At 58.8% G+C, this 26,282-nt stretch carries 27 protein-coding genes; 6 read left to right on the forward strand and 21 right to left on the reverse strand.

The annotated features are described in order from the left end of the window. Nucleotides 1-99: 99 nt before the first annotated feature. Together KPHS_41680 and KPHS_41690 are read left to right on the forward strand one after the other, a co-directional pair. Nucleotides 100-348: a DUF1493 family protein gene (locus KPHS_41680; RefSeq protein YP_005228468.1), complete on the forward strand. Its 249-nt coding sequence runs from the start codon at nt 100-102 to the stop codon at nt 346-348. Nucleotides 349-616: 268 nt separating this feature from the next. Next, nucleotides 617-3,178 carry a DNA mismatch repair protein gene (locus KPHS_41690; protein ID YP_005228469.1) on the forward strand — a complete coding sequence of 854 codons (2,562 nt, stop codon included), beginning with the start codon at nt 617-619 and terminating at the stop codon, nt 3,176-3,178. Nucleotides 3,179-3,297: 119 nt separating this feature from the next. Here the strand turns inward: KPHS_41690 and KPHS_41700 are convergent, their stop codons facing one another. From KPHS_41700 to KPHS_41730, 4 genes are all read right to left on the reverse strand, one after another. Then, a complete protein-coding gene (locus KPHS_41700) occupies nt 3,298-3,450 on the reverse strand; it encodes a small toxic membrane polypeptide (protein ID YP_005228470.1) in 153 nt (50 codons plus the stop codon). Nucleotides 3,451-3,790: 340 nt separating this feature from the next. Continuing rightward, on the reverse strand, nt 3,791-4,027 hold the full coding sequence (locus KPHS_41710; protein YP_005228471.1) for a putative cytoplasmic protein: 237 nt from the start codon (nt 4,025-4,027) through the stop codon (nt 3,791-3,793). A gap of 10 nt (nt 4,028-4,037) precedes the next feature. Further along, nucleotides 4,038-5,465, reverse strand: a complete 1,428-nt coding sequence (locus KPHS_41720; protein YP_005228472.1) for a putative 3-polyprenyl-4-hydroxybenzoate decarboxylase and related decarboxylase — start codon at nt 5,463-5,465, stop codon at nt 4,038-4,040. After that, nucleotides 5,465-6,058: a putative flavoprotein gene (locus KPHS_41730; protein YP_005228473.1), complete on the reverse strand. Its 594-nt coding sequence runs from the start codon at nt 6,056-6,058 to the stop codon at nt 5,465-5,467. Before KPHS_41730 ends, KPHS_41720 begins: the two co-directional genes overlap by 1 nt. Before the next feature lie 157 nt (nt 6,059-6,215). Between KPHS_41730 and KPHS_41740 the strand changes: the two genes are divergently transcribed. Next, nucleotides 6,216-6,638, forward strand: a complete 423-nt coding sequence (locus KPHS_41740; protein ID YP_005228474.1) for a putative transcriptional regulator — start codon at nt 6,216-6,218, stop codon at nt 6,636-6,638. A gap of 8 nt (nt 6,639-6,646) precedes the next feature. Here the strand turns inward: KPHS_41740 and KPHS_41750 are convergent, their stop codons facing one another. Beyond that, nucleotides 6,647-7,534: a putative LysR-family transcriptional regulator gene (locus tag KPHS_41750; protein YP_005228475.1), complete on the reverse strand. Its 888-nt coding sequence runs from the start codon at nt 7,532-7,534 to the stop codon at nt 6,647-6,649. Between the two features lie 108 nt (nt 7,535-7,642). Here KPHS_41750 and KPHS_41760 point away from each other — a divergent pair, with 108 nt between their 5' ends. Further along, nucleotides 7,643-8,845, forward strand: coding sequence for a putative permease (locus tag KPHS_41760; RefSeq protein YP_005228476.1), 1,203 nt, complete (start codon nt 7,643-7,645; stop codon nt 8,843-8,845). After that, nucleotides 8,842-9,219, forward strand: a complete 378-nt coding sequence (locus KPHS_41770) for a putative cytoplasmic protein (protein ID YP_005228477.1) — start codon at nt 8,842-8,844, stop codon at nt 9,217-9,219. Before KPHS_41760 ends, KPHS_41770 begins: the two co-directional genes overlap by 4 nt. A gap of 52 nt (nt 9,220-9,271) precedes the next feature. Here KPHS_41770 and KPHS_41780 read toward each other — a convergent pair whose 3' ends face one another. The 13 genes from KPHS_41780 to KPHS_41900 all read right to left on the reverse strand — a co-directional run bounded on the left by KPHS_41780 (nt 9,272) and on the right by KPHS_41900 (nt 20,502). After that, nucleotides 9,272-10,264, reverse strand: coding sequence for an RNA polymerase sigma factor (locus tag KPHS_41780; protein YP_005228478.1), 993 nt, complete (start codon nt 10,262-10,264; stop codon nt 9,272-9,274). Between the two features lie 157 nt (nt 10,265-10,421). After that, on the reverse strand, nt 10,422-11,558 hold the full coding sequence (locus tag KPHS_41790; protein ID YP_005228479.1) for a lipoprotein NlpD: 1,137 nt from the start codon (nt 11,556-11,558) through the stop codon (nt 10,422-10,424). Nucleotides 11,559-11,683: 125 nt separating this feature from the next. Beyond that, complete coding sequence (locus KPHS_41800; protein YP_005228480.1) at nt 11,684-12,283, reverse strand: protein-L-isoaspartate O-methyltransferase; 600 nt, start codon at nt 12,281-12,283, stop codon at nt 11,684-11,686. Nucleotides 12,284-12,303: 20 nt separating this feature from the next. Continuing rightward, a complete protein-coding gene (locus tag KPHS_41810; RefSeq protein ID YP_005228481.1) occupies nt 12,304-13,065 on the reverse strand; it encodes an acid phosphatase in 762 nt (253 codons plus the stop codon). After that, nucleotides 13,046-14,095, reverse strand: a complete 1,050-nt coding sequence (locus KPHS_41820; protein YP_005228482.1) for a tRNA pseudouridine synthase D — start codon at nt 14,093-14,095, stop codon at nt 13,046-13,048. The genes KPHS_41810 and KPHS_41820 overlap by 20 nt, the downstream gene beginning before the upstream one ends. Beyond that, nucleotides 14,092-14,571: a 2-C-methyl-D-erythritol 2,4-cyclo diphosphate synthase gene (locus tag KPHS_41830; RefSeq protein YP_005228483.1), complete on the reverse strand. Its 480-nt coding sequence runs from the start codon at nt 14,569-14,571 to the stop codon at nt 14,092-14,094. Before KPHS_41830 ends, KPHS_41820 begins: the two co-directional genes overlap by 4 nt. Next, the gene (locus KPHS_41840; RefSeq protein YP_005228484.1) at nt 14,571-15,281 is read right to left on the reverse strand and encodes a 2-C-methyl-D-erythritol 4-phosphate cytidylyltransferase; all 711 of its coding nucleotides are present in this window, start codon (nt 15,279-15,281) and stop codon (nt 14,571-14,573) included. The genes KPHS_41830 and KPHS_41840 overlap by 1 nt, the downstream gene beginning before the upstream one ends. Before the next feature lie 19 nt (nt 15,282-15,300). Beyond that, the gene (locus tag KPHS_41850; RefSeq protein YP_005228485.1) at nt 15,301-15,618 is read right to left on the reverse strand and encodes a cell division protein FtsB; all 318 of its coding nucleotides are present in this window, start codon (nt 15,616-15,618) and stop codon (nt 15,301-15,303) included. A gap of 140 nt (nt 15,619-15,758) precedes the next feature. Further along, nucleotides 15,759-16,085: a YgbE gene (locus KPHS_41860; RefSeq protein ID YP_005228486.1), complete on the reverse strand. Its 327-nt coding sequence runs from the start codon at nt 16,083-16,085 to the stop codon at nt 15,759-15,761. A gap of 50 nt (nt 16,086-16,135) precedes the next feature. Further along, on the reverse strand, nt 16,136-16,741 hold the full coding sequence (locus KPHS_41870) for an adenylylsulfate kinase (RefSeq protein YP_005228487.1): 606 nt from the start codon (nt 16,739-16,741) through the stop codon (nt 16,136-16,138). Continuing rightward, a complete protein-coding gene (locus tag KPHS_41880) occupies nt 16,741-18,168 on the reverse strand; it encodes a sulfate adenylyltransferase subunit 1 (protein YP_005228488.1) in 1,428 nt (475 codons plus the stop codon). The genes KPHS_41870 and KPHS_41880 overlap by 1 nt, the downstream gene beginning before the upstream one ends. A 9-nt stretch (nt 18,169-18,177) precedes the next feature. Then, nucleotides 18,178-19,086, reverse strand: coding sequence for a sulfate adenylyltransferase subunit 2 (locus KPHS_41890; protein YP_005228489.1), 909 nt, complete (start codon nt 19,084-19,086; stop codon nt 18,178-18,180). Nucleotides 19,087-19,095: 9 nt separating this feature from the next. Then, nucleotides 19,096-20,502 carry a siroheme synthase gene (locus KPHS_41900; protein YP_005228490.1) on the reverse strand — a complete coding sequence of 469 codons (1,407 nt, stop codon included), beginning with the start codon at nt 20,500-20,502 and terminating at the stop codon, nt 19,096-19,098. Between the two features lie 246 nt (nt 20,503-20,748). Here KPHS_41900 and KPHS_41910 point away from each other — a divergent pair, with 246 nt between their 5' ends. After that, nucleotides 20,749-21,795: an alkaline phosphatase isozyme conversion aminopeptidase gene (locus KPHS_41910; RefSeq protein YP_005228491.1), complete on the forward strand. Its 1,047-nt coding sequence runs from the start codon at nt 20,749-20,751 to the stop codon at nt 21,793-21,795. A gap of 72 nt (nt 21,796-21,867) precedes the next feature. On the opposite strand, the gene KPHS_41920 is transcribed toward KPHS_41910, so the two are convergent. The 3 genes from KPHS_41920 to KPHS_41940 form a co-directional block, all read right to left on the reverse strand. Continuing rightward, nucleotides 21,868-22,602: a phosphoadenosine phosphosulfate reductase gene (locus KPHS_41920; protein ID YP_005228492.1), complete on the reverse strand. Its 735-nt coding sequence runs from the start codon at nt 22,600-22,602 to the stop codon at nt 21,868-21,870. Nucleotides 22,603-22,700: 98 nt separating this feature from the next. After that, entirely contained in the window at nt 22,701-24,413 is a 1,713-nt protein-coding gene (locus KPHS_41930; RefSeq protein ID YP_005228493.1) for a sulfite reductase subunit beta, read from the reverse strand. Further along, nucleotides 24,413-26,185 (reverse strand): sulfite reductase subunit alpha, encoded by a 1,773-nt coding sequence (locus KPHS_41940; protein YP_005228494.1) that lies wholly within the window; start codon nt 26,183-26,185, stop codon nt 24,413-24,415. The genes KPHS_41930 and KPHS_41940 overlap by 1 nt, the downstream gene beginning before the upstream one ends. Nucleotides 26,186-26,282 lie beyond the last annotated feature (97 nt).

Below are 26,282 nucleotides of genomic sequence, written 5' to 3' on the forward strand. Positions count from 1 at the left end.
ATGGACATCCTTTTAATGAAAAGCATTCAAGATCAGGTTTTAGACTTGTTTAAAGATGAGATCTCAACCCGTTTAGATAAAAATTGGAAAGAAATCCCATTGGAACTTGATTATGACTTATTTGATGCTCCCGGCGACGATCTGCTTGACGCTTTAAATAAATTTGAACAAAAATTTAATGTTGATCTTTCCAGTGTTAAATGGTCGTGTTATTTCCCTTGGGAGAATACTCCAATGCTAACTCGGTGGTTTAAAGTAAAACGAGAAGATGTAGAAAAAACGCGTAAACCTTTAACTATCAAAATGTTTGCCGAATCAGCAAAAGCAGGTAAATGGCTTTACGACTAGCAACCACAAGCCGTTGTCGTAACGAGGTCTACGGCCAGAAGGCAGAACAACATCGACGGCGAACGTAATGTATGAAGACGATCGCGTGGCGGCGGTTCAATTACTGTGACGGTACCCCGCCCCCTCTGCAACTGGAATCCGGATCGCGCCGCGTGCTTTCATCGGTTTCCCTCACCTGCCCATCTCCGTTATTATGTCTCATCCATGTGATAACGACGAAAACTACAAAATCGCAGCCATTTAAAATCAGGGATCTGGATAACACCCCATGAGCACAATTGACAATCTCGACGCCCACACGCCGATGATGCAGCAGTATCTCAAGCTAAAGGCGCAACATCCTGACATTCTGCTGTTTTACCGGATGGGGGATTTTTACGAGCTATTTTATGACGATGCGAAACGCGCCTCGCAGCTGCTCGATATCTCGCTGACCAAGCGCGGCGCCTCCGCGGGCGAACCGATACCCATGGCCGGCATCCCCCACCACGCCGTAGAGAACTACCTCGCCAAACTGGTCAATCAGGGCGAGTCGGTGGCCATTTGCGAGCAGATTGGCGACCCGGCCACCACCAAGGGGCCGGTCGAGCGTAAAGTGGTGCGTATCGTCACCCCAGGCACCATTAGCGATGAAGCGCTGCTGCAGGAGCGCCAGGACAACCTGCTGGCCGCCATCTGGCAGGACAGCAAGGGCTTCGGCTACGCGACGCTGGATATCAGCTCCGGGCGCTTTCGCCTGAGCGAACCGGCCGACCGCGAAACCATGGCGGCAGAGCTGCAACGCACCAACCCGGCGGAACTGCTGTATGCGGAAGATTTTGCCGAATCGTCGCTGATCGAGGGCCGCCGCGGTCTGCGCCGTCGCCCGCTGTGGGAATTTGAAATCGACACCGCGCGCCAGCAGCTAAACCTGCAGTTCGGCACCCGCGATCTGGTCGGCTTCGGCGTCGAAAACGCCCCGCGCGGCCTGTGCGCCGCCGGCTGCCTGCTGCAGTATGTCAAAGACACCCAGCGTACCTCGCTGCCGCACATCCGCTCCATCACCATGGAACGCCAGCAGGACAGCATCATTATGGATGCCGCCACCCGCCGTAACCTCGAGATCACCCAGAATCTGGCCGGCGGCACCGACAACACCCTGGCCTCGGTACTCGACTGTACGGTGACGCCGATGGGCAGCCGGATGCTCAAGCGCTGGCTGCATATGCCGGTCCGCGATACCGCCGTGCTGGTGGAGCGCCAGCAGACCATCGGCGCGCTGCAGGAGCGCTATACCGAGCTGCAGCCGGTGCTGCGCCAGGTCGGCGATCTGGAGCGTATTCTGGCGCGTCTGGCGCTGCGTACCGCCCGGCCGCGCGATCTTGCCCGCATGCGTCATGCCCTGCAGCAACTGCCTCTGCTGCGTGAGCTGCTGGCCGACGTTGACAGTCAGCCGGTGCAAAAATTGCGCGAGAAAATGGGCGAGTTCACCGAACTGCGCGAACTGCTGGAGCGCGCGGTGATCGACGCCCCGCCGGTGTTGGTCCGCGACGGCGGGGTCATCGCCCCGGGCTATAGCGAAGAGCTGGACGAGTGGCGGGCGCTGGCCGATGGCGCCACCGATTATCTCGATAAGCTGGAGATCCGCGAGCGCGAGCGGCTGGGCCTCGATACCCTGAAAGTCGGCTACAACGCCGTCCACGGCTACTACATCCAGATCAGCCGCGGCCAGAGCCACCTCGCGCCGATCCACTACGTGCGCCGCCAGACGCTGAAAAACGCCGAACGCTACATTATTCCTGAGCTGAAGGAATACGAAGATAAGGTGCTGACCTCCAAGGGCAAAGCGCTGGCGCTGGAAAAACAGCTTTATGACGAACTGTTCGACCTGCTGCTGCCGCATCTCGCCGATCTGCAAACCAGCGCCAGCGCGCTGGCCGAGCTGGACGTGCTGGTCAACCTGGCGGAACGCGCGGAAACCCTGAACTACTGCTGCCCGACCTTTAGCGATAAGCCAGGCATTCGCATCAGCGAAGGCCGCCATCCGGTGGTCGAGCAGGTGCTGAAAGAGCCGTTTATCGCTAACCCGCTGCAGCTGGCGCCGCAGCGGCGGATGCTGATCATTACCGGGCCGAACATGGGCGGTAAAAGTACCTATATGCGCCAGACCGCGCTGATTGCGCTGCTGGCCTATATCGGCAGTTACGTCCCGGCGCAGAAGGTGGAGATCGGGCCCATCGATCGCATCTTTACCCGCGTCGGCGCGGCGGATGACCTGGCCAGCGGCCGCTCGACCTTTATGGTGGAGATGACTGAAACCGCCAATATCCTGCACAACGCTACCGAACACAGCCTGGTGCTGATGGATGAGATTGGCCGCGGCACGTCCACCTACGACGGGCTATCGCTGGCGTGGGCCTGTGCGGAAAATCTGGCCAACAAAATCAAGGCGCTGACCCTGTTCGCCACCCACTACTTCGAGCTCACCCAGCTGCCGGAGAAAATGGAAGGCGTCGCCAACGTCCACCTCGACGCGCTGGAGCACGGCGATACCATCGCCTTTATGCACAGCGTGCAGGACGGCGCGGCCAGCAAGAGCTATGGCCTGGCGGTCGCCGCGCTGGCGGGGGTGCCGAAAGAGGTGATCAAGCGCGCGCGGCAGAAACTGCGCGAGCTGGAGAGTATCTCGCCCAACGCGGCGGCGACCCAGGTCGACGGCACGCAGATGTCGCTACTCGCCGCCCCGGAAGAGACCTCGCCTGCGGTTGAGGCGCTGGAGAATCTTGATCCGGACTCCCTGACCCCGCGTCAGGCGCTGGAGTGGATCTACCGTCTGAAAAGCCTGGTCTAGCCCCCCATTAAGGTGAAAAACGGCAGCGCTGTGAAGCGCTGCCGTTTTAGTAAACAAAAAAATGGGTGCTAGAGGATGCGTCCTGACAACCCATACGCGGGGTTGCCCTCGCGCGGATGCTACTTCTTCGATTCGTAAGCGAGAACAGCTTTAAACTCAATATTACGCTCTTTAATACTCAGCTCGCATAGTGAGCTGTGCACCAACAGCGTAAATCCCAGTACCGTAATACAGAGTACGATGATTGCCACAAGGGCATATTTTGTCAGCATATCTTGCCTCCCTGCAAAGAAGAGACTAACATCTGAATTGTCTATGTTCATTCGCTAGCCTCAGTTGATAGAAATATCTCCTGGGGCTTTCGTCTGTCTGGGGGCCTGGTAATGCTCAAGGCCAGACAGCCTCAAGCACCCGCCGCAATTCTACACTCGTCAGGGCGTGAAATTTATCTGCAAGGAATTAATCAGACGAATTTTATAATAATCTGGATGCAGGCTCGCAAAGTCATCCCGGTATATTAACCCTTCACGTAATTTTTTAATTTAATGAAAAAAAATAATTTCCATAATTGTACTAAATATAAAAAAGGCCCGACTTAGCGGGCCCCTTTCATTAACGCTTATCTTCCGGCAATAGCGGCGGTACGTGCGGCACCTGCGGCGCCTCATCGATATCTTTCTGCGTCATGCGGAACGCTTCCGGATAGTGTTCGCGGCTGGTGCGGCGCAGCGGCTCGGTATCTCGCCAGGTGTAAAGACAGTGCTGGCACTGATACACGGTCCAGACCCCTTTCACCGGCGAGGTCGCCATGACTTCAATCTTTTCATCGGCGCAACGTGGACAAATCATCTTCTTCTCCTTATTTACGGTTGGCCAGCATAGCGGTCAGTTTTTCAGCCCAGGCTTTGGTTTCCGGCAGATCCTGCACCGGCTGGCTGTAGTGACCGCGAAGGTCCGGCGCAACCGGGGTGGTGGCGTCGATAATCAGTTTGTCGGTAATGCCTGCCGGGCTGGAGCCTGGGTCAAGTTCAAGGACCGACATGTTCGGCAACTGCACCAGGTCTCCCGCCGGGTTAACCTTCGAGGAGAGCGCCCACATCACCTGCGGCAGGTTGAACGGGTCGACGTCTTCATCAACCATGATCACCATCTTCACATAGCCGAGGCCGTGGGGAGTGGTCATCGCCCGCAGGCCCACCGCGCGGGCAAAACCGCCGTAGCGTTTTTTGGTGGAGATGATCGCCAGCAGACCATGGGTGTACATGGCGTTGACCGCCTGCACTTCCGGAAATTCGGCCTTCAGCTGCTGATACAGCGGTACGCAGGTCGCCGGGCCCATCAGATAGTCAATCTCGGTCCACGGCATACCGAGGTAGAGCGATTCAAAAATCGGTTTGCTGCGATAAGAGACTTTGTCGATACGCACTACCGTCATGTTACGACCGCCGGAGTAGTGACCGGTAAATTCACCGAACGGCCCCTCGATCTCACGCTTACGCCCTTCAATGACCCCTTCGAGGATCACTTCCGAACCCCAGGGCACGTCAAAGCCGGTCAGCGGCGCGGTAGCGATGGGATACGGGCTCTCGCGCAGCGCGCCAGCCATCTCATATTCAGACTGATCGTATTTCAGCGGCGTGGCGCCCATCAGGGTAATAATCGGGTCGTTACCGAGGGTAATGGCGATCGGCAGATCTTCCCCACGCTCTTCCGCTTTGTGCAGATGCAGCGCGATATCGTGCATCGGTACCGGCTGCAGGCCGAGCTTGCGCTTGCCTTTCACTTCCATGCGGTAGATACCGACGTTTTGCTTACCGAAGTTATCTTTATCCAGCGGATCGCGTGAAACGACACAGGCTTTATCGAGGTAGAAACCGCCGTCACCATCATTGAGGCGGAACAGCGGCAGAATATCGAACAGGTTGATATCATCGCCATCAACAGTATTTTCTGCCCACGCCGGGTTGGCGCGGCGCTCTGGCGTCACCGGGAAGTTATCCCAGCGGCGAATGAACTCATCAATCTGCTTTTTCACCGGCGTGTTAGGCGGCAGGCCCAGCGAGATGGCATGGTTCTGCCACGAGCCGATGGTGTTCATCGTCACGCGAGCGTCGTTAAAGCCGCGAATATTATCGAACCACAGCGCCGGGGCACCGTCGCCGATGCGTCCGGTCGCATTGGCGGCCGCCGCCAGATCGGGCTCAGCGTTCACCTCTTCACTGATTTTCAGCAGTTGTCCCTGGTCATCCAGCGCCTGCAAAAAGCTGCGCAAATCATCAAAAGCCATTATTCGATCTCCTGTGCAAATTGTTCTGCCGTGCGTAAGCCGTTCCAGCGGCGCGCTTTGTGATAGTCGAGGCCAAACTGATCCAGCACCCGGGTGACGATATGATTGGTGATATCGTCAACCGTCTCCGGGTGGTTGTAGTAAGCTGGCATGGGCGGGACCATCGCCACGCCCATGCGGGACAGCGCCAGCATGTTCTCCAGATGGATCGTGCTGAGCGGCATTTCCCGCGGGACCAACACCAGCTTGCGCCCCTCTTTGAGCACCACGTCCGCCGCGCGGCCCACCAGCCCTTCGGCATAACCCGCGCGAATGCCTGCAAGCGTTTTCATACTGCAGGGAATAACGATCATGCCGTCGGTACGAAATGAACCGGATGAGATGGTGGCGGCCTGGTCTGCCGGGCTGTGGGAAAAGTCCGCCAGCGCGGCCACTTCGCGCGCCGTCCAGGGCGTTTCCAGCTCGATGGTGGTTTTGGCCCATTTCGACATCACCAGATGGGTTTCCACCTCCGGCATATCGCGCAGCGCCTGCAGCAATGCCACCCCAAGCGGTGCCCCGGTGGCCCCCGTCATCCCAATAATCAGTTTCATTCCAGACCTCATTACTTTTGTTCGTGTACGAACTTTATATTTAAACTACCCCCTCCAGCCCTTATTGGCAAGATCGTTCGTATACGTGCGCATTTTTAATCAAAACGCAGAAAGGGTATAAAAAGGCGTACGAACGGCTATCATAGAGGTGACAGTTTTGTTACGGAGTATTCATGGAGTTACGAAACGAAGCATTCCACCTGCTGCGCCAGCTTTTCAACAGCATACCGCCCGCTGGCAGCAGGCGTTGCCGGACCTGACTAAACCTCAGTATGCGGTGATGCGCTCGGTAGCGGAGCACCCCGGGATCGAACAGGTGGCGCTGATTGAAGCGGCGGTCAGCACCAAGGCTACGCTGGCGGAGATGCTCAGCCGAATGGAAGCGCGCGGCCTGGTGCGCCGGGAGCACGATCCGGCCGATAAACGCCGCCGTTTTGTCTATCTGACCGACGAAGGCGAGGCGTTGCTTAACCGTTCCATTCCGCAGGGCAATGAGGTCGATGACGAGTTTCTCGGCCGCCTGAGCGATGACGAGCGCGAGCAGTTCTCCCGGCTGGTGCACAAAATGATGGCGCCCTGAACGGGCGCTTAACCGACCTTCTCGCGCAGGAAGTCAATAAATGCCCGCACCCGGGTCGGCAAATGCTGCGAGTCGGGATAAAGGGCATACACGCCCTGCTGTGGGAAATGGTATTCCGGCAGGAGCGGCACCAGCTCCCGCTGCGCCACCTTTTTGGCTACCAGCCATGCGGGCAGCAAGGCGACGCCGCATCCCGCCAGAGCAAAGCTCATCAGCGCCGTAGCGCTATCAGCAGAAAACCGCGGCGCGCTGGCTATCGAGAAATCCACCTCTGTCTGGTGATCCGTGCGCAGCTGCCAGCGCAGCGGCGTCGGCAGGCGCTCGTGAATAATCCACTCAGCTTGCGCCAGATCTGACAGCGTCTGCACCGGATGGCTTGCCAGCCAGGCCGGAGAGGCGACGGGCAGGATCGCGAAACTGGCTATCCGCGTCGCCCGATAGCGGGAATCGGCCAGCGTACCGAGGCGTATCGCCACATCAAATCGTTCTGAAATGAGGTCGGCATGATGGGAGGAGGAGACGTGGCGCACCCGCAGCGCCGGATGACGACGGGCGAACGCGGCCAGCGCTGGAATGATAACCTGCGCGCCATACTCCGGCGTGGTGGTGATCCGTAGCTCCCCGCTTAAGCCGCTATGGCTGGCCCGCACTTCATCCTGGAGATTTTCCGCCGCGTTCAGGAGCGCCACCCCGCGCTGATAGAACAGCACCCCGGCGTCAGTGAGCCGCAAACGCCGCGTCGAACGCAGCAGCAGCGTCACCCCCAGCTCATTTTCCAGCTGCCGTACGTTAAAGCTGACCACTGCCTTGGTCTGCCCCAGCGCCGCTGCGGCCAGGGTGAAACTGCCGGCATCTACCACGGCGATAAACATGGTCACGCGCTGAAGATTAAGCATCGTCGTCCGGATGATTGTCAAAAATATTCAGACAGTATATCCCGATTAGTCCCGTTTATCCCTCGCTGCGGCAGGTTTACAGTAGCCGCCTGTCTGAGGGAGTGAACCATGACCTACCGCCACCGCGTTGCCACCGTTTTTCTGTTCGGCTTTTTTCTCGATTTGATCAATATGTTTATCGCCAGCATCGCCTTTCCGGCAATCAGCCGCGCGCTGGCGGTTTCCGTCTCGCAACTGGCGTGGGTCAGTAATGCCTATATTCTCGGTCTGACGGTCGTTGTGCCGTTCAGCGCCTGGCTCAGCGAGCGCTGGGGGGCGAAACGGCTGTTTTTACTCTCGCTGGGGCTGTTCAGCCTCGGCGCGCTGGCGGCAGGACTTGCCAACAGCCTGAGCGAACTAATTTTATGGCGGACGCTGCAGGGGATGGGCGGCGGGCTGTTAATCCCCCTCGGCCAGGCGCTGACGTGGCCGCTGTTTCAGCCGCATGAGCGGGCGAAGCTGTCGGCGGCGGTGATGCTGGTCGGCCTGCTGGCCCCCGCCTGCTCGCCGGCGATCGGCGGCCTGTTAGTCGAGGCGTTCAGCTGGCGCTGGGTCTTTTTCGCCAGCCTGCCTGTGGCTCTGCTAACCTTTGTGCTGGCGGTGCGATGGCTGAACGACACCCCCGGTCCGGTTCGCCCGACTCGCTTTCTTCCACTGTCGCTGCTGGCCGATCCCCTGCTGCGCTTCGCGATGCTGATCTACCTCTGCGTGCCGGGGATGTTTATTGGCGTCAACGTGGTGGGGATGTACTACCTGCAACGCGTCACCGGGATGGCGCCGGGGGCAATCGGTGCCCTGATGGTGCCCTGGTCGCTGGCCTCGTTTGCCGCCATCACCTTTACCGGCAGATATTTCAACCGCTTCGGGCCCCGGCCGCTGGTCATCATCGGCTGCCTGCTTCAGGCGATGGGGATCATGCTGCTGCTGAAGATCGATGCGGACAGCCCGCTGGCGCTGTTGATTCTGGCCTTTACGCTGATGGGCGGCGGAGGCAGCTTATGCAGCAGCACCGCGCAAAGCAGCGCTTTCCTGCATACGCCTGCCGAAGAGATGCCTGACGCCAGCGCGATATGGAATCTTAACCGCCAGCTCAGCTTCTTTGCCGGCAGCGCCCTGCTCGCCCTGCTGCTGAGGGTATTCCCGCCGGCCTACGCCTGGCAGGGGGTATTTATCAGCGCCGCCGTCATTACCCTGTTGCCGCTGCTGTTTTGCCTGCGGCTGAATAATCGGGCGATTATCCATCGCCTGCACACCACTCTGGAGAAGTCATGAATCCTTATCTGCAGGAAGTCCTCGATGCCCATGTCCTTATCGAACGCTGGTTAAGCCATGGCGAAGGAAGCGCTGAGGCGCTGATGAAGCGTTTTGCCGCCGATTTTACCATGATCCCCTTGAGCGGTGAGAAGATGGACTACCCAACGGTGAGCCGTTTTTTCCACCACGCCGGCGGCAGCCGTCCGGGGTTAGATATCGTAGTGGATCAGATGGAAATCATCAGCGAGTGGCACGACGGCGCCGCAGTGCTATATCGTGAAAGCCAAACGCTGGCGGATAGCAGTCAGAACGTTCGCTGGTCGACGGCGATTTTTCAACAAGCGGAAGGGAAAATTGTCTGGCGCCATCTGCAGGAAACCCGCCTCGGCTAGCCCAAAGAAAAAGGCCCCGACTTTCGAGGGGGCCTTTTTGACAGAAAACGTCTTATTCGCGGAAGAGCGCTTCGATATTCAGCCCCTGTCCCTGCAGAATTTCCCGCAGGCGACGCAGACCTTCCACCTGGATCTGCCGCACGCGTTCGCGGGTCAGGCCAATTTCACGGCCCACATCCTCCAGCGTGGCAGCTTCATAACCCAGCAGACCAAAACGACGTGCCAGAACTTCACGCTGCTTGGCGTTCAGTTCGAACAGCCATTTGACGATACTTTGCTTCATATCATCGTCCTGCGTGGTGTCTTCCGGGCCGTTCTCTTTCTCATCGGCCAGAATATCCAGCAGCGCTTTTTCTGAATCGCCACCCAGCGGAGTATCCACGGAGGTGATGCGCTCGTTCAGACGCAGCATACGGCTGACGTCATCGACCGGTTTGTCCAGCTGTTCGGCGATCTCTTCCGCGCTAGGCTCGTGGTCCAGCTTATGGGACAACTCGCGCGCGGTACGCAGATAGACGTTCAGCTCTTTAACAATATGGATCGGCAAACGGATCGTACGGGTTTGGTTCATGATCGCCCGTTCAATAGTCTGGCGGATCCACCAGGTCGCGTAGGTCGAAAAACGGAACCCACGTTCCGGGTCAAACTTCTCAACGGCGCGGATCAGGCCGAGGTTACCTTCTTCAATCAGATCCAGCAACGCCAGACCACGATTGCTGTAACGACGGGCAATCTTCACCACCAGACGCAAGTTACTTTCAATCATGCGACGGCGTGAAGCGACATCACCACGCAGTGCGCGACGCGCGAAATAGACTTCCTCTTCCGCGGTCAGCAGTGGGGAATAACCAATCTCTCCAAGATAAAGCTGAGTGGCGTCAAGTACGCGCTGGGTTGCGCCTTGCGACAGCAGCTCTTCCTCAGCCAGATCGCTATCACTGGGTTCCTCTTCTACTAAGGCTTTCTCGTCGAAAACCTCAATTCCGTTCTCATCAAATTCCGCGTCTTCATTTAAATCATGAACTTTCAGCGTATTCTGACTCATAAAGGTGGCTCCTACCCGTGATCCCTGAGCAAAGCACCTTCCACGGCACATCAACAAACGACGCCTGGACGATTTCCCCTGCCCTCTCTGCGAGAGGAACGTAGACACCGCCCTGGCGCCTGTTAGCTGATGCTTCGCTTATCCGTACTTTGCCAAATTATCGCTGCGGTAAGTACTGCAGCGGGTTGACGGATTTCCCCTTGTAACGAATTTCAAAATGTAATCTTGTTGAGCTGGTTCCGGTGCTACCCATGGTAGCGATTTTCTGCCCCGCTTTGACTTCCTGTTGCTCCCGAACCAGCATGGTATCGTTATGAGCGTAGGCACTCAGGTAATCATCGTTGTGTTTGATGATAATAAGATTACCGTAGCCGCGCAGTGCGTTACCGGCATAGACGACGCGCCCATCGGCGGTCGCGACAATAGCCTGTCCCTTACTGCCTGCAATATCGATACCTTTATTGCCGCCTTCCGCGCCGCTAAAGTTCTCGATAACCTTGCCATCAGTCGGCCAGCGCCATGTTGAGATCGGCGAACTGGTTGACGTACTGCTTGCAGTCGGCTGGGTTGTGCTCACCGTTGTTGGTGCCGTCACCGGCGCGACAACCGTTGTGGTTGTAGTCGCTGGTTTATTATTAGGCAACATCTTGGTAGCACTCTGTTCACCTGAAGATTCAGAATACGTAATAGTCGGTTGTGAAGCAACCACCGCGGTCGATTTTTGTGCAGAAGTTGTGCTGGTCGTCGCACCGCCGCTCGCTCTTGCGCTGGCCTGAGAAACGGCGTTTTCGCCGGTGATCGGCTGGCCTGAGGCGTTACCGACCTGCAGTACCTGCCCCACGTTCAGCGCGTACGGGGCCGGGATATTGTTGCGTTGCGCCAGGTCGCGGAAATCGTTGCCGGTGACCCAGGCGATATAGAATAGCGTGTCGCCGCGTTTTACCGTATAGGTACTGCCGCCGGTATAGCTACCTTTCGGAATATCGCCATATTTGCGGTTGTAAACGATCCGGCCATTTACCGTCTGTACCGGCTCCTGCGCCACCGGCGCCGGCTGCGGCTGAATGGTCTGGGTCTGCATCGGCTGAATCGGCTGCGCCTGAGGAGCGGACTTGACGCCGGAGGGTGGCGGCGTAATCAGCATGCCGGAGTTGGTGCTGGAAGAGGCGGCGCCGCCGGCAGAGCTAACCGGCGCAGGCGGATTATTGGTGTTGGTACACCCGGCCAGCCAGAGTGAAACCAGTGAAAGAGCCGCAATACGGCTGACGGTAAATTTGGTGCTTCCCGCGCTCATTTATCCCCCAGGAATATGTTAACTGCCAATATCTTGCTTACCGGGCGGCGCCCGGCCAGGACACTGAAAAATGTGTCCACCCTACGCCTAAAGTCAGGCAAAAAAAACCTGGAATAATCCGGGTCTCAGGCCAGCTCCCCCTTCACCAGGGGAACAAAGCGAACGGCCTCGACGGTATCAATGATAAATTCGTTGCCCCGACGACGGATCCGTTTGAGAAACTGATGCTCTTCGCCGACCGGCAGCACCAGCACGCCGTCATCATCCAGCTGCGCCAGCAGCGCGGTCGGTATTTCCGGCGGCGCCGCCGTCACAATAATGGCATCAAACGGCGCCCGCGCCTGCCAACCTTGCCACCCATCGCCATGACGGGTTGAAACATTATGTAAATCAAGTTGTTTCAGGCGACGACGCGCCTGCCACTGTAAACTCTTAATTCGCTCTACCGAGCATACGTGATGCACCAGATGCGCCAGGATGGCCGTCTGGTAGCCGGAACCGGTGCCGATCTCCAGCACCCGCGACTCCGGCGTCAGCGTCAGCAGCTCGGTCATCCGCGCCACCATATACGGCTGGGAGATGGTCTGCCCCTGGCCAATCGGCAGCGCGGTGTTTTCCCACGCTTTATGTTCAAAGGCTTCATCAACAAACTTTTCGCGCGGGACCAGCGCGATCGCCTCGAGGACACGTTCATCGACGATGCCCTGCGTGCGCAGTTGATTCAACAAACTTTCAACACGTTTACTTACCATTGCCTGTCAACCCCGACACGTTCCAGCCAATCGGTGACCACCTCATGCGCCTGATGGGCGGTTAAATCGACGTGCAATGGCGTCACGGAAACATAGCCTTCATCCACTGCCGCAAAATCGGTGCCCGGCCCGGCATCGCGCTTATCGCCCGGCGGACCAATCCAGTACAGGATGTTGCCGCGCGGATCTTTTTGCGGGATCACCTGGTCGGCCGGATGGCGATTGCCGCAGCGGGTCACGCGAATGCCCTTGATTTGATCAAGCGGGAGATCCGGTACGTTGATGTTAAGGATCCGCCCGGTACGCAGCGGCTCGCGGCTTAAGGCGCGCAGAATGGTGCAGGTTACCGCCGCGGCGGTATCGTAATGCTGATAGCCGTTCAGCGACACGGCCAGCGCGGGGAACCCCAGATGACGGCCTTCCATCGCCGCGGCCACGGTGCCGGAATAGATGACGTCGTCGCCCAGGTTGGGGCCGGCATTAATGCCGGAAACCACGATGTCCGGACGCGGGCGCATCAGCGCGTTCACGCCGAGATAGACACAGTCGGTCGGGGTGCCCATCTGGACGGCGATGTCGCCATTTTCAAAGGTAAACGTACGCAGGGACGATTCCAGCGTCAGCGAATTTGAGGCCCCGCTGCGGTTACGATCGGGTGCAACCACCTGGACCTCGGCAAACTCCCTTAAGGCCTTCGCCAGGGTCTGTATCCCCGGCGCATGGATCCCGTCATCGTTACTCAGCAATATTCGCATAGTCACCCGTTGTATTGATAAGCTCCCTGACCACGCTGGTGGCGAAGCTGCCCGCCGGCAGCCAGAAACGCAGTTCAACGGTTACGTCATCCCACCAGTTCCAGCTGAGCTGCTGTGGATAGAGAAGCATCGCCCGGCGCGCCGCCTCGACTTTCTCCCGTACCAGCAGCGCCTGCAACGCGGTTTCCTCGGCGATCGCGGCCTGCTCGAAAGCCAGGGCGTCGCGCTGGCTTCCCCAGTCGCCGCTGCCCGGCAGCGTGGCCGTAATCATCAGTTCGCGGTTATGCACCCGCGCCTGCGAAACCTCGAGTTCTTCCGGTGTGACGACAAACCAGCTCCCGCGCCCCGCTAATTGTAGCGCATCGCCATCAACGACCTGATTAAATTCCGTTTTTTTTAATCTAATACTCACTTGCTGATTAAACAACGCGCTGCGGGCTGCCGACAACCAAAAACTGCGCTTATTGCGATCGCGCACTGGCGCGCCGCTCTCCGCCCAGCGCATGGCGCCCTGCAGGTTACTGCCGCCAATGCCAAAGCGCTGCGCGCCGAAATAGTTCGGCACTCCCCGTTCAGCGATGGCCTGCAGACGCGTCTCCACGTCCTGGCGATCGCTAATCTCGCGCAGGATCACGGTAAACTGGTTGCCTTTCAGCGCGCCTAAACGCAGCTTACGCTTATGGCGAGCATATTCCAGTACCTGGCAGCCCTCGAGCTGAAATTTGCTCAGGTCCGGCATCTCTTTGCCGGGCACCCGGGCGCACAGCCACTGCTCGGTGACCGCGTGCTTATCCTTTTGCCCGGCGAAGCTCACTTCACGGGCGTGGATCTTAAGGAATTTCGCCAGCGCGTCGGCGACAAAGCGCGTATTGCAGCCGTTTTTCAGGATCCGCACCAGCACGTGTTCGCCTTCGCCGTCCGGGGCAAAGCCCAGATCTTCCACCACCAGAAAATCTTCCGGATTGGCTTTCAGTAGCCCACTGCTCTGCGGTTTGCCGTGCAGCCAGGTCAGTTGGTCAAAGGCGATCATTTGTCGGCCTTACGCAGCAGCGCAACCGCTTCGCAGGCGATCCCTTCCCCGCGGCCGGTGAAGCCGAGCTTCTCGGTGGTGGTCGCTTTCACGTTGACGTCGTCCATATGGCAGCCGAGATCCTCAGCGATAAAGACGCGCATCTGCGGAATATGCGGCAGCATTTTCGGCGCCTGGGCAATAATCGTGACGTCGACGTTGCCGAGCGTATAGCCCCTGGCCTGAATGCGGCGCCATGCTTCGCGCAGCAGTTCGCGGCTATCGGCGCCTTTAAACGCCGGATCGGTATCGGGGAACAGCTTGCCGATATCGCCCAGCGCCGCGGCGCCAAGCAGCGCGTCGGTCAGCGCATGCAGCGCGACGTCGCCGTCGGAGTGGGCCAGCAGCCCTTTTTCATAAGGAATGCGTACCCCGCCAATGATGATTGGGCCTTCACCGCCAAAAGCGTGTACGTCAAAACCATGTCCAATTCGCATTAAGCTTTCTCCTGGTGTCGGGAACGGGTGAGGTAAAATTCAGCCAGCGCCAGGTCTTCCGGGCGCGTCACTTTAATATTATCCGCGCGTCCGGCGACCAGCTGCGGATGGAAGCCGCAGTACTCCAGCGCCGAGGCTTCATCGGTGATAGTGGCTCCCTCGTTTAGCGCGCGAGTGAGGCAATCCACCAGCAGCTCGCGAGGGAAAAATTGCGGGGTGAGCGCATGCCACAGGTCATTGCGGTCGACGGTATGGGCAATAGCGGTTTTGTCCGGCTCGGCGCGCTTCATGGTGTCGCGCACTGGCGCCGCAAGGATCCCGCCGACGCGGCTGGTTTCGCAGAGCGACAGCAGGCGGCTGAGGTCGTCCTGATGCAGGCAGGGGCGCGCGGCGTCATGCACCAGCACCCACTGCGCCTCCGGCAACGCCTGCAGGCCGGCGAGCACCGAATCGGCACGCTCGGCGCCGCCATCCACCACGGTAATCTGCGGATGCTGCGCCAGCGGCAGCTGGCTGAAGCGGCGATCGCCGGGGCTGACGGCAATCACCACCCGCTGGACGCGCGCATCCGCCAGCAGCGCGGCGACCGCGTGTTCGAGAATCGTTTTGTTACCGATTGAGAGATATTGTTTCGGGCATTCCGTTTGCATGCGGCGGCCGAAACCGGCTGCCGGCACCACGGCGCAAACGCCCGGAAAAGTGGCTGCCATGTTGTAATCCTGGGCCTGGTTATCGATTGTTCTGCTGTTGCCCCGATGCCTGATTGCGTTTAGACGCATCCGGTACCAGACGATAGAAGGTTTCGCCCGGGCGGGTCATGCTGAGTTCATTGCGCGCACGCTCCTCAATCGCTTCCTGCCCGCCGTTGAGGTCGTCAATTTCGGCAAACAGCTGATCGTTGCGTGCTTTTAATTTGGCGTTAGTCGCCTGCTGGGCGGTGACGTCGTCGTTAACCCGCGTGTAGTCATGCAGGCCGTTTTTACCGAACCACAGCGAATACTGTAGCCAGACCAGCAAAGCTAATAATAGCAGCGTTAGTTTACCCATCCTGCCCCCTGAAAAACGGCATCATCATCCCAAAACTCGCCCGGGTACGCTACCGGGGCGCGCGGACGATGCCGCGTAACGCGGGGACTGTACCATATTTTTGCTGTCGATACCCATGCTTGATTCATACCAGCAACGGGTTATCCCAACAGCCAGAGGAAGAGTAGCGCAAACATCAGCCCAACGGTCAGGATGGTCGCGCTGACGCTATAGAGCAGTTTGCCATTGAGCAGAGAGTGCAGCGCAATACCGACCACCACCGCCACCGGCATCAACGCAAGGAAGAATGGCCAGGTGTAGAGGAGAAAGAAGAGTGTATTACTGCCATAGAGAAGGAAGGGAATACCCAGCGCCAGCAGCCACGAAATAAAGCCCACGGCAGCGCCCGACAAAGACCAGGTGGTCTCGTCGCCGATCGCCGGAGGCGGTTCTGAACGAATAATACTGAGGTTCTGGGTATTGCGCATATCGAATCCTGTAGACCGGGCAACCGGCACCCCTCGATGCCGCTGCCGTTTCAGGATCTGATAATATCGCTCTGTTGCAGCAGGTCTAATAGTTGGTGCACCAAATTTGTTACCAATTGTTCACCATCCAGATGAATTTCCGCCTTTTCCGGCGCCTCATAGACCGAGTCTATACCGGTGAAATTGCGTAATTCCCCTGCCCGCGCTTTCTTATACAATCCTTTCGGATCCCGCGCCTCGCAGATGGCCAGCGGGGTATCGACGAACACTTCGATAAAGCGTCCTTCCCCGAGGCGCTCGCGCACCATCTGCCGTTCCGCACGGTGCGGAGATATAAATGCCGTCAATACCACCAGCCCGGCATCGACCATCAGCCTGGCCACTTCCCCGACGCGGCGAATGTTCTCTTTGCGATCCTCATCGCTGAATCCCAGGTCGCTGCACAGGCCATGGCGCACGTTATCGCCGTCCAGCAGATAGGTGCTGACGCCGCGCTCATGCAGGGCCTCCTCCAGCGCCCCGGCGACGGTGGATTTACCCGACCCCGAAAGGCCGGTAAACCACAGCACCACGCCGCGATGGCCGTGATGCTGTTCCCGCTGCTGTTGGGTCACAGGGTGGGCATGCCAGACGACGTTTTCGTCATGCTGGGCCATTATTTGCCTCCCAGCAGGTCGCGGGCGTCCCAGTGCGGGAAATGTTTACGGATCAGCTGGTTCAGCTCCAGCTCGAAGGCGCTGTACTGTGATGCCGAAGTCGATGCCTGCAGGTGCGGCTCGTTGACCATCCCGGCGCCGACGGTGACGTTGGTCAGGCGATCGATAAAGATAAGCCCGCCGGTCACCGGGTTTTGCTGATACGGATCCAGCACTAAAGGTTCGTCAAAGGTCAGCTCCACCAGGCCGATGCCGTTCAGCGGCAGAGACTCGACTTCACGCTGGGTCAGGTTGTTAATATCGACCTGGTAGCGGATAGCGTCGACGCGAGCGCGGGTCTTCTTGCCGGCGATTTTGATGTCGTAGCTCTGGCCCGGGGTCAGCGGCTGTTCGGCCATCCACACCACGTCGATGCTGGCGCTTTGTACCGCCGGCAGCGAGGCTTGCGCGTCAACCAGCAGGTCGCCGCGACTGATGTCGATTTCATCTTTCAGCACAAGGGTAATGGCTTCGCCGGCGGCGGCTTCCTGCAGGTCGCCGTCGAAGGTGACGATACGCGCCACGCTCGATTCGACGCCCGACGGCAGCACCTTCAGACGCTGGCCAACCTGCACGGTACCGGAGGCGACCGTGCCGGAGAAGCCGCGGAAATCAAGGTTCGGACGGTTAACATACTGCACCGGGAAGCGCAGCGGCTGGCTCTCGACCACCCGCTGGATCTCTACGGTTTCGAGGACTTCCAGCAGCGTCGGGCCACTGTACCACGGCATATTCGCGCTCTGGCTGGCGACATTATCGCCTTCCAGCGCCGACAACGGCACAAAGCGGATATCAAGGTTGCCCGGCAGCTGCTCGGCAAAGGTCAGATAATCTTCCCGGATCTCGTTGAAGCGCGCTTCGCTAAACTCGACGAGATCCATTTTGTTGATCGCCACTACCAGGTGTTTAATGCCCAGCAGCGTCGAGATGAAGCTGTGACGGCGGGTCTGGTCGAGCACGCCCTTGCGCGCATCGATCAGCAGGATCGCCAGGTCGCAGGTGGACGCGCCGGTGGCCATATTGCGCGTGTACTGCTCGTGCCCCGGGGTGTCGGCGATGATAAATTTGCGTTTTTCGGTTGAGAAGTAGCGATAGGCCACGTCGATGGTGATGCCCTGCTCGCGCTCGGCCTGCAGGCCGTCCACCAGCAGCGCCAGGTCCAGCTTTTCGCCCTGGGTGCCGTGACGCTTGCTGTCGTTGTGCAGCGAAGAGAGCTGGTCTTCATAGATCTGGCGCGTATCGTGCAGCAGGCGGCCAATTAAGGTGCTTTTGCCGTCATCGACGCTGCCGCAGGTCAAAAAACGCAGCAGGCTCTTGTGCTGTTGCGCGTGCAGGTAAGCTTCTACGCCGCCTTCGTTGGCAATTTGTTGGGCAATGGTCGTGTTCATGGCGGCTCCTTAGAAATACCCCTGACGTTTCTTCAGCTCCATCGAGCCGGCCTGGTCGCGGTCAATGACGCGCCCCTGACGTTCGCTGGTGGTCGATACCAGCATCTCTTCAATAATTTCCGGCAGCGTCTGCGCTTCAGACTCCACCGCGCCGGTCAGCGGCCAGCAGCCGAGGGTACGGAAACGCACCATCCGTTTTTCAATCACCTCGCCCGGCTGCAGATCGATACGGTCGTCATCGATCATCATCAGCATACCGTCGCGCTCCAGCACCGGACGCTCAGCGGCCAGATACAGCGGCACGATTTCAATATTTTCCAGATAGATGTACTGCCAGATATCCAGCTCGGTCCAGTTGGAGAGCGGGAAGACGCGGATGCTTTCGCCTTTGTTAATCTGGCCGTTGTAGTTGTGCCACAGCTCCGGACGCTGATTTTTCGGGTCCCAGCGGTGGAAACGGTCGCGGAAGGAGTAGATGCGCTCTTTCGCGCGGGATTTCTCTTCGTCGCGACGCGCGCCGCCGAACGCGGCGTCAAAGCCGTATTTGTTCAGCGCCTGCTTCAGGCCTTCGGTTTTCATGATATCGGTATGCTTGGCGCTGCCGTGGACAAACGGGTTGATGCCCATCGCCACCCCTTCCGGGTTTTTATGCACCAGCAGCTCACAGCCGTAGGCTTTGGCGGTCCGGTCGCGGAACTCATACATCTCACGGAATTTCCAGCCGGTATCGACGTGCAGCAGCGGGAACGGCAGGGTTCCCGGATAAAACGCTTTGCGCGCCAGATGCAGCATTACGCTGGAATCTTTCCCGATTGAGTACATCATTACCGGGTTAGAAAATTCGGCGGCCACCTCACGAATAATATGGATGCTTTCCGCCTCCAGTTGCCGCAGGTGAGTGAGTCGTTTTTGGTCCATAACCGTTCCTTAAGCCAGATTGACCACCGAAGCGTTAAACCCCTCGGCGGATGATGTATGTTGAAACCAGGCGAGCTGCTGATGCAGCTGCACCACTTCGCCTACCACCAGCAGGGCGGGCATCGGGGCGTCTTTCGCCAGGTGTTCGAGTTGTTGCAATGTGCCGGTTATCGTCTGCTGATCGTCACGGGTGCCACGGGAAATTACCGCCACCGGCGTGTCGCTGTCGCGACCGTGGGCGATCAGCTGCGCGCTGATTTCCGCTGCCTTCATGGTGCCCATGTAGATCGCCAGCGTCTGTTGGCTCTTCGCCAGCAGCGACCAGTCGAAGGGGGCGCTGTCCGGCTTATAGTGGCCGGTGACAAAGACGGCGCTTTGCGCATAATCGCGATGGGTCAGCGGAATACCGGCGTAGGCCGTCGCCCCGGCGGCTGCGGTGACGCCCGGCACCACCTGGAACGGGATCCCCGCCTCGGCGGCAGCCTGCAGCTCTTCTGCGCCGCGGCCAAAAATAAACGGATCGCCGCCCTTCAGGCGCACGACGGTTTTCCCCGCCTTCGCCGCCTCCACCAGCAGCTGATTGGTTTCATGCTGCGGCACCGAGTGCTCGCCGGCGCGTTTGCCGACGCAAATAAGTTCGGCATCGCGGCGCACCAGCTCGAGAACCGGCTGAGTCACCAGATGATCGTGGAAAACCACGTCCGCCTGCTGGATCGCCTGCAGACCGCGAAGGGTCAGCAGCCCGGCATCGCCCGGCCCGGCGCCAACCAGAATAATTTCTCCCGTCTCACGTTCGGGCTTATCCAGCTCATCCTGCAGCGCCTTTTCCGCCTCCGCAGAGTTGCCCGCCACCATCAGGCTGGCGAAGCGGCCGGTAAAGACGCGCTCCCAGAAGCGGCGACGCGCTTCGGTAGTCGTCAGGCGGGTTTTCAGATGGTTGCGCCAGTAGCTTGCTGATTCCGCCAGCCGACCGAGATTCGTCGGCAGCAGCGCTTCGATTTTTTCACGCAGAATGCGCGACAGCACCGGCGCTTTACCGCTGGAGGAGATCGCCACCAGCAGCGGCGAACGGTCGACGATAGAAGGGAAAACAAACGAGCACAGCGCCTGGTTATCCACCACGTTGACCAACCGGTAGCGCGCGTTAGCTGCCGCAAATACCCGCTGGTTAAGCGCCTCATCCTCGGTGGCCGCAATCACCAGAAAGACATCATCCACCAGCGAGTCGCTGAATTCCGTCGCCCGCCAGCTGAGTGCCTGGCGCGCAGCCAGATCGGCCAGCGCCGGTGACAGCGTTTCAGCGACCACCTGCACCTGCGCCTGGGCGCGCAGCAAGAACTTGATCTTACGTTCAGCAATCTCGCCGCCGCCGATCACCAGCACGGGCCTTTGTTTCAGTTCGGCAAAAAGGGGCAAGTAATCCACGGTGCAACAACTCTCTTACATTCAGCGATACTGCGACTATAGGGTGCGCCTTAGAGCAAATGAAATTACGAAATGGAATGAGTTGTGACGCAAAGGAATAACGCGGCGGAAATACAAATATCAAAAAGTGCTTAACGCGCTATTTTTCCGCTATTTAAGAGCAATTGAAATTGTTTAACCGCGGTCACAGTTTCATACTGTACGCGTCAAATTGTCTTGTTCGTGTAAGGACCCCTTATGTTTTCCGCGTTGTGCCGCCGTCTGCTTCCGCTGGCGCTCGGCACCGGTTTTGTTTTTGCCGCCGCCCCCGCATTCAGCGCGCTGGGCGACACCGCCAGTAGCCAGGCCCGCCATATCGCCACCGTCTTCCCGGGACGAATGACCGGAACGCCGCCGGAAATGCTCTCAGCTGACTATCTGCGCCAGCAGTTCGCCCTGATGGGGTATCAGAGCGACGTGCGAAGCTTCAATACCCGCTATATCTTTACCGACAGCAATCAGCGCAAGAACTGGCATAACGCCACCGGCAGTACGGTGATCGCCGCCCATGAAGGTAAAGTGCGCCAGCAGATTATTATCATGGCACACCTCGACACCTATGCGCCGCAGAGCGATAAAGACGTGGAGAACAACCTCGGCGGCCTGACGCTGCAGGGCATCGACGACAACGCGATGGGACTTGGCGTATTGCTGGAGCTGGCGGAGCATTTAAAGAACGTCCCTACCCGCTATGGCATCCGCTTTATCGCCACCAGCGGTGAAGAGGAAGGCCGTCTCGGCGCGCAAAACCTGCTGCAGCGGATGAGCGAAGCGGAAAAGAAAAATACCCTGCTGGTGATCAATCTCGATAATCTGGTGGTGGGCGATAAGCTTTACTTCAACAGCGGCCGCAGCACGCCGGCCTCGGTGCGCAAGCTGACCCGCGATCGCGCGCTGGCTATCGCTCGCAGCAAGGGCATCGCCGCCTACACCAACCCGGGACTCAACCCGGCTTATCCGAAAGGCACCAGCTGCTGCAATGACGCCAGCGTCTTCGACAACGCCGGGATCCCGGTGCTGTCGGTCGAGGCGACTAACTGGTCACTCGGCAAAAAAGATGGCTATCAGCAGCGGAGCAAATCGGCCAGTTTCCCGCAGGGAACCAGTTGGCATGACGTCCAGCTGGATAATCAGCAGTATATCGACCACGCGCTGCCCGGGCGCATCGAACACCGCGGACGCGAGGTAGTGAAAGTCATGCTGCCGCTGGTGAAAGAGCTGGCGAAGGTGGAGAAGAAAAGCTAATACGCACAAAAGAACGCGCGGTATCGCCCGCGTGTTCTTTTTGAATTATCACTCAGAGGAAGAGCTAACAGCTTAACCCTCGTGCAATCCGCACTCGCGTTTAAGCCCGAAGAACCGGGTCTCTTCTTCTGCCATGCCCGGCTCCCATTTGCGGGTGGTGTGGGTATCGCCTACCGACAGATAGCCCTGATCCCACAGCGGGTGGTACTTCAGCCCGTGCTTTTGCAGGTACTGATACACCGTGCGGTTATCCCAGTCGATAATCGGTAGCACCTTGAACACCCCGCGCTGAACCGCCAGCACCGGAAGCGTAGCCCGGCTGCCCGACTGCTCGCGGCGCAGACCGGCAAACCACGTCTGCGCGTTGAGCTCTTTCAGCGCCCGGTTCATCGGCTCAACCTTGTTGATCTCATTGTATTTCTCAATGCCCTCAACGCCCTGCTCCCACAGCTTGCCGTAGCGCGCCTCCTGCCAGGCCGCGCTTTCAGCCGCGCGGTAGACCTTCAGGTTCAGCTTGAGCTTGTCCGTCAGCTCGTCAATAAACTGATAGGTTTCCGGGAACAGGTAGCCGGTATCGGTGAGGATCACCGGAATATCCGGGCGGATCTGATTCACCAGATGCAAACTGACCGCCGCCTGAATGCCAAAGCTCGACGACAGCACATAGTTTCCCGGCAGATTTTCCAGCGCCCACGCCACACGCCCTTCGGCGTCAAGCTTTTCCAGTTGGGCGTTGGTTTCCGCGAGTGCCAGAATGCGTTCCACTTTCGGCAATGCATTAAGCGCGTTTAGATCGAGTACGGACATATGAACCTCGTTTGCCTGTTTTGCCGGACGACACTGCGTTCGTCCGGCCTACGGGTTTCGCTGGCCCGGATCGCTACGCGCCACCGGGCACCAGGATGTTATTCCCAGAAATCGCGGGCTGGGTCGAGCACCGGGCGAATGATGCCCGCACGCACCGTAAAATCGCCGAAGCCTTCACCCGCTTCGCGCTCTTTCGCCCAGCGCCCTACCAGTTCGTCTAGCGAGTCGAGAATTTCCGACTCGGTAATATTCTCACGGTACATCCGCGGGATGCGGGTGCCGTTGCGGTTACCGCCGATGTGCAGGTTATAGCGGCCCGGCGCTTTGCCCACCAGTCCCACTTCCGCCAGCATCGCGCGGCCGCAGCCGTTCGGGCAGCCGGTGACGCGGGTGACGATATGCTCATCGCTCACGCCGTGCTTGCTCATCACCCCTTCCACCTTGTCGATAAACGACGGCAGGAAACGCTCGGCTTCCGCCATCGCCAGCGGACAGGTCGGGAAGGAGACGCAGGCCATCGAGTTTTCGCGCTGCGGGGTGACGGCATTCATCAGGCCATGATCCCGCGCGAGCTTCTCGATCCGCGCCTTCTGATCTTCCGGTACGCTGGCGACAATCAGGTTCTGGTTAGCGGTGATGCGGAATTCGCCTTGATGGACCTTAGCAATCTCCAGCAGGCCAGTCTTCAGCGGACGACCCGGATAATCGAGAATGCGGCCGTTTTCAATAAACAGCGTCAGGTGCCACTTATCATCAATCCCCTTCACCCAGCCGATGCGATCGCCGCGGCCGGTAAATTCGTACGGGCGGATCGGCTCAAACTTAATGCCTGCCCGGCGCTCCACTTCCGCTTTGAAGGTTTCGATACCGACGCGCTCAAGGGTGTACTTGGTTTTCGCATTCTTACGGTCGGTACGGTTGCCCCAGTCGCGCTGGGTGGTCACAACCGCTTCCGCCACCGCCAGCGTATGCTCCAGCGGCAGATAACCGAATTCGCTCGCCGTGCGGGCGTAGGTTTTTTTGTTACCATGTTCGATAGAGAGACCGCCGCCCACCAGCAGGTTAAAGCCTACCAGCTTGCCATTTTCGGCAATCGCCACGAAGTTCATGTCGTTAGCGTGCAGATCGATATCGTTCTGCGGCGGGATCACCACCGTGGTTTTAAACTTACGCGGCAGATAGGTCTGGCCGAGGATCGGCTCTTCGTCGGTAGTGGCGACCTTTTTCTGATCCAGCCAGATCTCGGCATAAGCGCGGGTACGCGGCAGCAGATGCTCAGAGATCTTTTTCGCCCACTCGTAGGCCTCAGCGTGCAGCTGCGACTCGTAGGGGTTGGAGGTGCACAGCACGTTACGGTTCATATCGTTGGCGGTGGCCAGCGCGTCCAGCCCCACCGAGTGCAGCATCTGATGCACCGGCTTGACGTTCTTTTTCAGAATGCCGTGGAACTGAAAGGTCTGCCGGTTGGTCAGGCGAATACTGCCGTAAATGGTGTTCTCAGCGGCAAACTTATCGATCGCCTTCCACTGGGTGGTGGTGATCACCCCGCCCGGCAGACGGCAGCGGAGCAGCATCGCATGACGCGGCTCCAGCTTCTGGGCGGCGCGCTCCGCGCGGATATCGCGATCGTCCTGCTGGTACATGCCGTGGAAACGGATCAGCAGGAAGTTATCGCCTTTAAAACCGCCGGTCAGACCGTCGTTTAAATCTTCCGCAATGGTGCCGCGCAGGTAGTTGCTCTCAAGCTTCATGCGCTCGGCATCGCTCAGTTTACCTTCGACCACTAAAGGCCCCGGATGTTTTTCGCTCATTAGTAGACATCTCGCTGATAACGGCGCTCAACGCGCAGCTCACTTAAAAATTCGTCCGCCGCTTCGGCGTCCATCGCGCCGTATTCGGCAATCACTTCCAGTAAGGTGTTTTCCACGTCCTTCGCCATACGATTGGCGTCGCCGCAGACATAAATGTGGGCGCCGTCATTGATCCAGCGCCACAGCTCGGCCCCCTGCTCGCGCAGTTTGTCCTGCACATAGATTTTTTGTTGTTGATCGCGGGACCAGGCCAGATCGATACGGGTCAGCAGACCTTCCTTCACATAGCTCTGCCACTCCACCTGATAGAGGAAATCTTCGGTGAAGTGCGGGTTGCCGAAGAACAACCAGTTCTTGCCTTGCGCTCCGTCCGCAGCGCGCTGCTGCATAAAGGCGCGGAACGGCGCAATACCGGTGCCCGGGCCAATCATGATCACCGGGGTCTCCGGGTTGGCTGGCAGACGAAAGTTGTCGTTGTGTTCGATAAAGACACGGACTTCGCCATCCTCTTCCACGCGGTCGGCGAGGAAGCTGGAGGCGCCGCCAGCCCGGGCGCGGCCTTCAATTTCATAGCGCACCACGCCTACGGTGACATGCACCTCGCTCTCCACTTCCGCCTGTGAGGAAGCAATAGAATACAGGCGCGGCGTCAGCGGACGCAGCAGACCGATTAACGCCTCGGCGTCCAGCTGCGCCGGAGAGAAACGGACCATATCGACGATCGGCGTCGCGGCGGCATACTGCTGCAACTGAGCTTTATCGCCCACCAGCGGCAGCAGCGATTCGCTGCGCGTCAGGGTGGCGTAGTTTTCAACGATAGTCGCGGTGTTAACCGTCAGCTCAAAATGCCACTGCAGGGCTTCCGACAGCGGCAGAGTTTTGCCCTCAACGGTCACCGGCTCGTCGCCTTTCAGCCACAGCAGCTCCACCAGCTCTTTCACCAGCTGAGGATCGTTCTGGTACCAGACGCCCAGGGCGTCGCCCGGCTGATAGCGCAGACCGGAATCACCGAGGTCTATTTCGATATGGCGCACATCTTTTTCTGAATTGCGGCCGGTGATTTTCTGATTGACCGACAGGGTCGCCGTCAGGGGCGCTTCTTTGGTATATGGGCTGGTGTGAATATCATTCACCGCGCCGCTGGTGGCCAGCTGAGCGGGCGCAGCGACCGGCGCACGGGCCTTCAGCGCCTCAACCACGCGCGCGCGCCATTCAGCGGCCGCGGCCTGATATTCAACGTCGGCATCGACGCGATCGAGCAGACGTTCCGCGCCGAGCTCGGCCAGCTTGTTGTCGAAATCTTTGCCGGACTGGCAGAAAAATTCATAAGAGGTATCGCCGAGACCAAAGACGGCGAACGCGGTCCCGTCCAGCTTCGGCGCTTTCTTAGAGAACAGGAACTTATGCAATGCGACCGCTTCTTCCGGCGGCTCTCCTTCCCCCTGGGTGGACGTTACAACCACCAGCAGTTTTTCCGCAGCAATTTGTTTGAATTTATAATCGCCTGCATTCACCAGCTTCACGTTCAGCTTCGCCGCCAGCAGATCGTCACGCAGCGCTTCGGCGACGCGGCGGGCGTTGCCGGTTTGCGAGGCGGAAATCAGCGTGATCGTCGGTACCTCGGCGGCCGGGGCGGGGGCGGCTACCGCCGCGCCGGACTGCTGATTCAGCACGCCCCAGAAATAGCCAGATACCCAGGCGAGCTGAGTGGGCGTGAAGTCAGTGGTGGCCGCCTGAAGGCGCGCCAGTTGCTCCGGGTTGAGCGGCAGCAAGTTGGAAGGTGGGGCCTGTGTCGTCATGCGTCGTTTGTTCCAGTAAGCAAAGCTGTTATTCGCACCCTGTCAGCGCGACAAAAACAGAAGAGAATAG

This window comes from Klebsiella pneumoniae subsp. pneumoniae HS11286, from assembly GCF_000240185.1.
Taxonomy (GTDB): Bacteria; Pseudomonadota; Gammaproteobacteria; order Enterobacterales; family Enterobacteriaceae; genus Klebsiella; species Klebsiella pneumoniae.

What these genes read in the sequence shown, in the direction of transcription:
- KPHS_41770 (YP_005228477.1), top strand. Translation starts at nt 8,842, where the DNA reads ATGAATCCTTATCTGCAGGAAGTCCTCGATGCCCATGTCCTTATCGAA.
- KPHS_41830 (YP_005228483.1), bottom strand. Translation starts at nt 14,571, where the DNA reads ATGCGAATTGGACATGGTTTTGACGTACACGCTTTTGGCGGTGAAGGC.
- KPHS_41700 (YP_005228470.1), bottom strand. Translation starts at nt 3,450, where the DNA reads ATGCTGACAAAATATGCCCTTGTGGCAATCATCGTACTCTGTATTACG.
- KPHS_41690 (YP_005228469.1), top strand. Translation starts at nt 617, where the DNA reads ATGAGCACAATTGACAATCTCGACGCCCACACGCCGATGATGCAGCAG.
- KPHS_41860 (YP_005228486.1), bottom strand. Translation starts at nt 16,085, where the DNA reads ATGCGCAATACCCAGAACCTCAGTATTATTCGTTCAGAACCGCCTCCG.
- KPHS_41890 (YP_005228489.1), bottom strand. Translation starts at nt 19,086, where the DNA reads ATGGACCAAAAACGACTCACTCACCTGCGGCAACTGGAGGCGGAAAGC.
- KPHS_41780 (YP_005228478.1), bottom strand. Translation starts at nt 10,264, where the DNA reads ATGAGTCAGAATACGCTGAAAGTTCATGATTTAAATGAAGACGCGGAA.
- KPHS_41920 (YP_005228492.1), bottom strand. Translation starts at nt 22,602, where the DNA reads ATGTCCGTACTCGATCTAAACGCGCTTAATGCATTGCCGAAAGTGGAA.
- KPHS_41810 (YP_005228481.1), bottom strand. Translation starts at nt 13,065, where the DNA reads ATGCGAATATTGCTGAGTAACGATGACGGGATCCATGCGCCGGGGATA.
- KPHS_41710 (YP_005228471.1), bottom strand. Translation starts at nt 4,027, where the DNA reads ATGATTTGTCCACGTTGCGCCGATGAAAAGATTGAAGTCATGGCGACC.
- KPHS_41870 (YP_005228487.1), bottom strand. Translation starts at nt 16,741, where the DNA reads ATGGCCCAGCATGACGAAAACGTCGTCTGGCATGCCCACCCTGTGACC.
- KPHS_41720 (YP_005228472.1), bottom strand. Translation starts at nt 5,465, where the DNA reads ATGGCTTTTGATGATTTGCGCAGCTTTTTGCAGGCGCTGGATGACCAG.
- KPHS_41750 (YP_005228475.1), bottom strand. Translation starts at nt 7,534, where the DNA reads ATGCTTAATCTTCAGCGCGTGACCATGTTTATCGCCGTGGTAGATGCC.
- KPHS_41850 (YP_005228485.1), bottom strand. Translation starts at nt 15,618, where the DNA reads ATGGGTAAACTAACGCTGCTATTATTAGCTTTGCTGGTCTGGCTACAG.
- KPHS_41790 (YP_005228479.1), bottom strand. Translation starts at nt 11,558, where the DNA reads ATGAGCGCGGGAAGCACCAAATTTACCGTCAGCCGTATTGCGGCTCTT.
- KPHS_41910 (YP_005228491.1), top strand. Translation starts at nt 20,749, where the DNA reads ATGTTTTCCGCGTTGTGCCGCCGTCTGCTTCCGCTGGCGCTCGGCACC.
- KPHS_41880 (YP_005228488.1), bottom strand. Translation starts at nt 18,168, where the DNA reads ATGAACACGACCATTGCCCAACAAATTGCCAACGAAGGCGGCGTAGAA.
- KPHS_41820 (YP_005228482.1), bottom strand. Translation starts at nt 14,095, where the DNA reads ATGATCGCCTTTGACCAACTGACCTGGCTGCACGGCAAACCGCAGAGC.
- KPHS_41840 (YP_005228484.1), bottom strand. Translation starts at nt 15,281, where the DNA reads ATGGCAGCCACTTTTCCGGGCGTTTGCGCCGTGGTGCCGGCAGCCGGT.
- KPHS_41730 (YP_005228473.1), bottom strand. Translation starts at nt 6,058, where the DNA reads ATGAAACTGATTATTGGGATGACGGGGGCCACCGGGGCACCGCTTGGG.
- KPHS_41930 (YP_005228493.1), bottom strand. Translation starts at nt 24,413, where the DNA reads ATGAGCGAAAAACATCCGGGGCCTTTAGTGGTCGAAGGTAAACTGAGC.
- KPHS_41760 (YP_005228476.1), top strand. Translation starts at nt 7,643, where the DNA reads ATGACCTACCGCCACCGCGTTGCCACCGTTTTTCTGTTCGGCTTTTTT.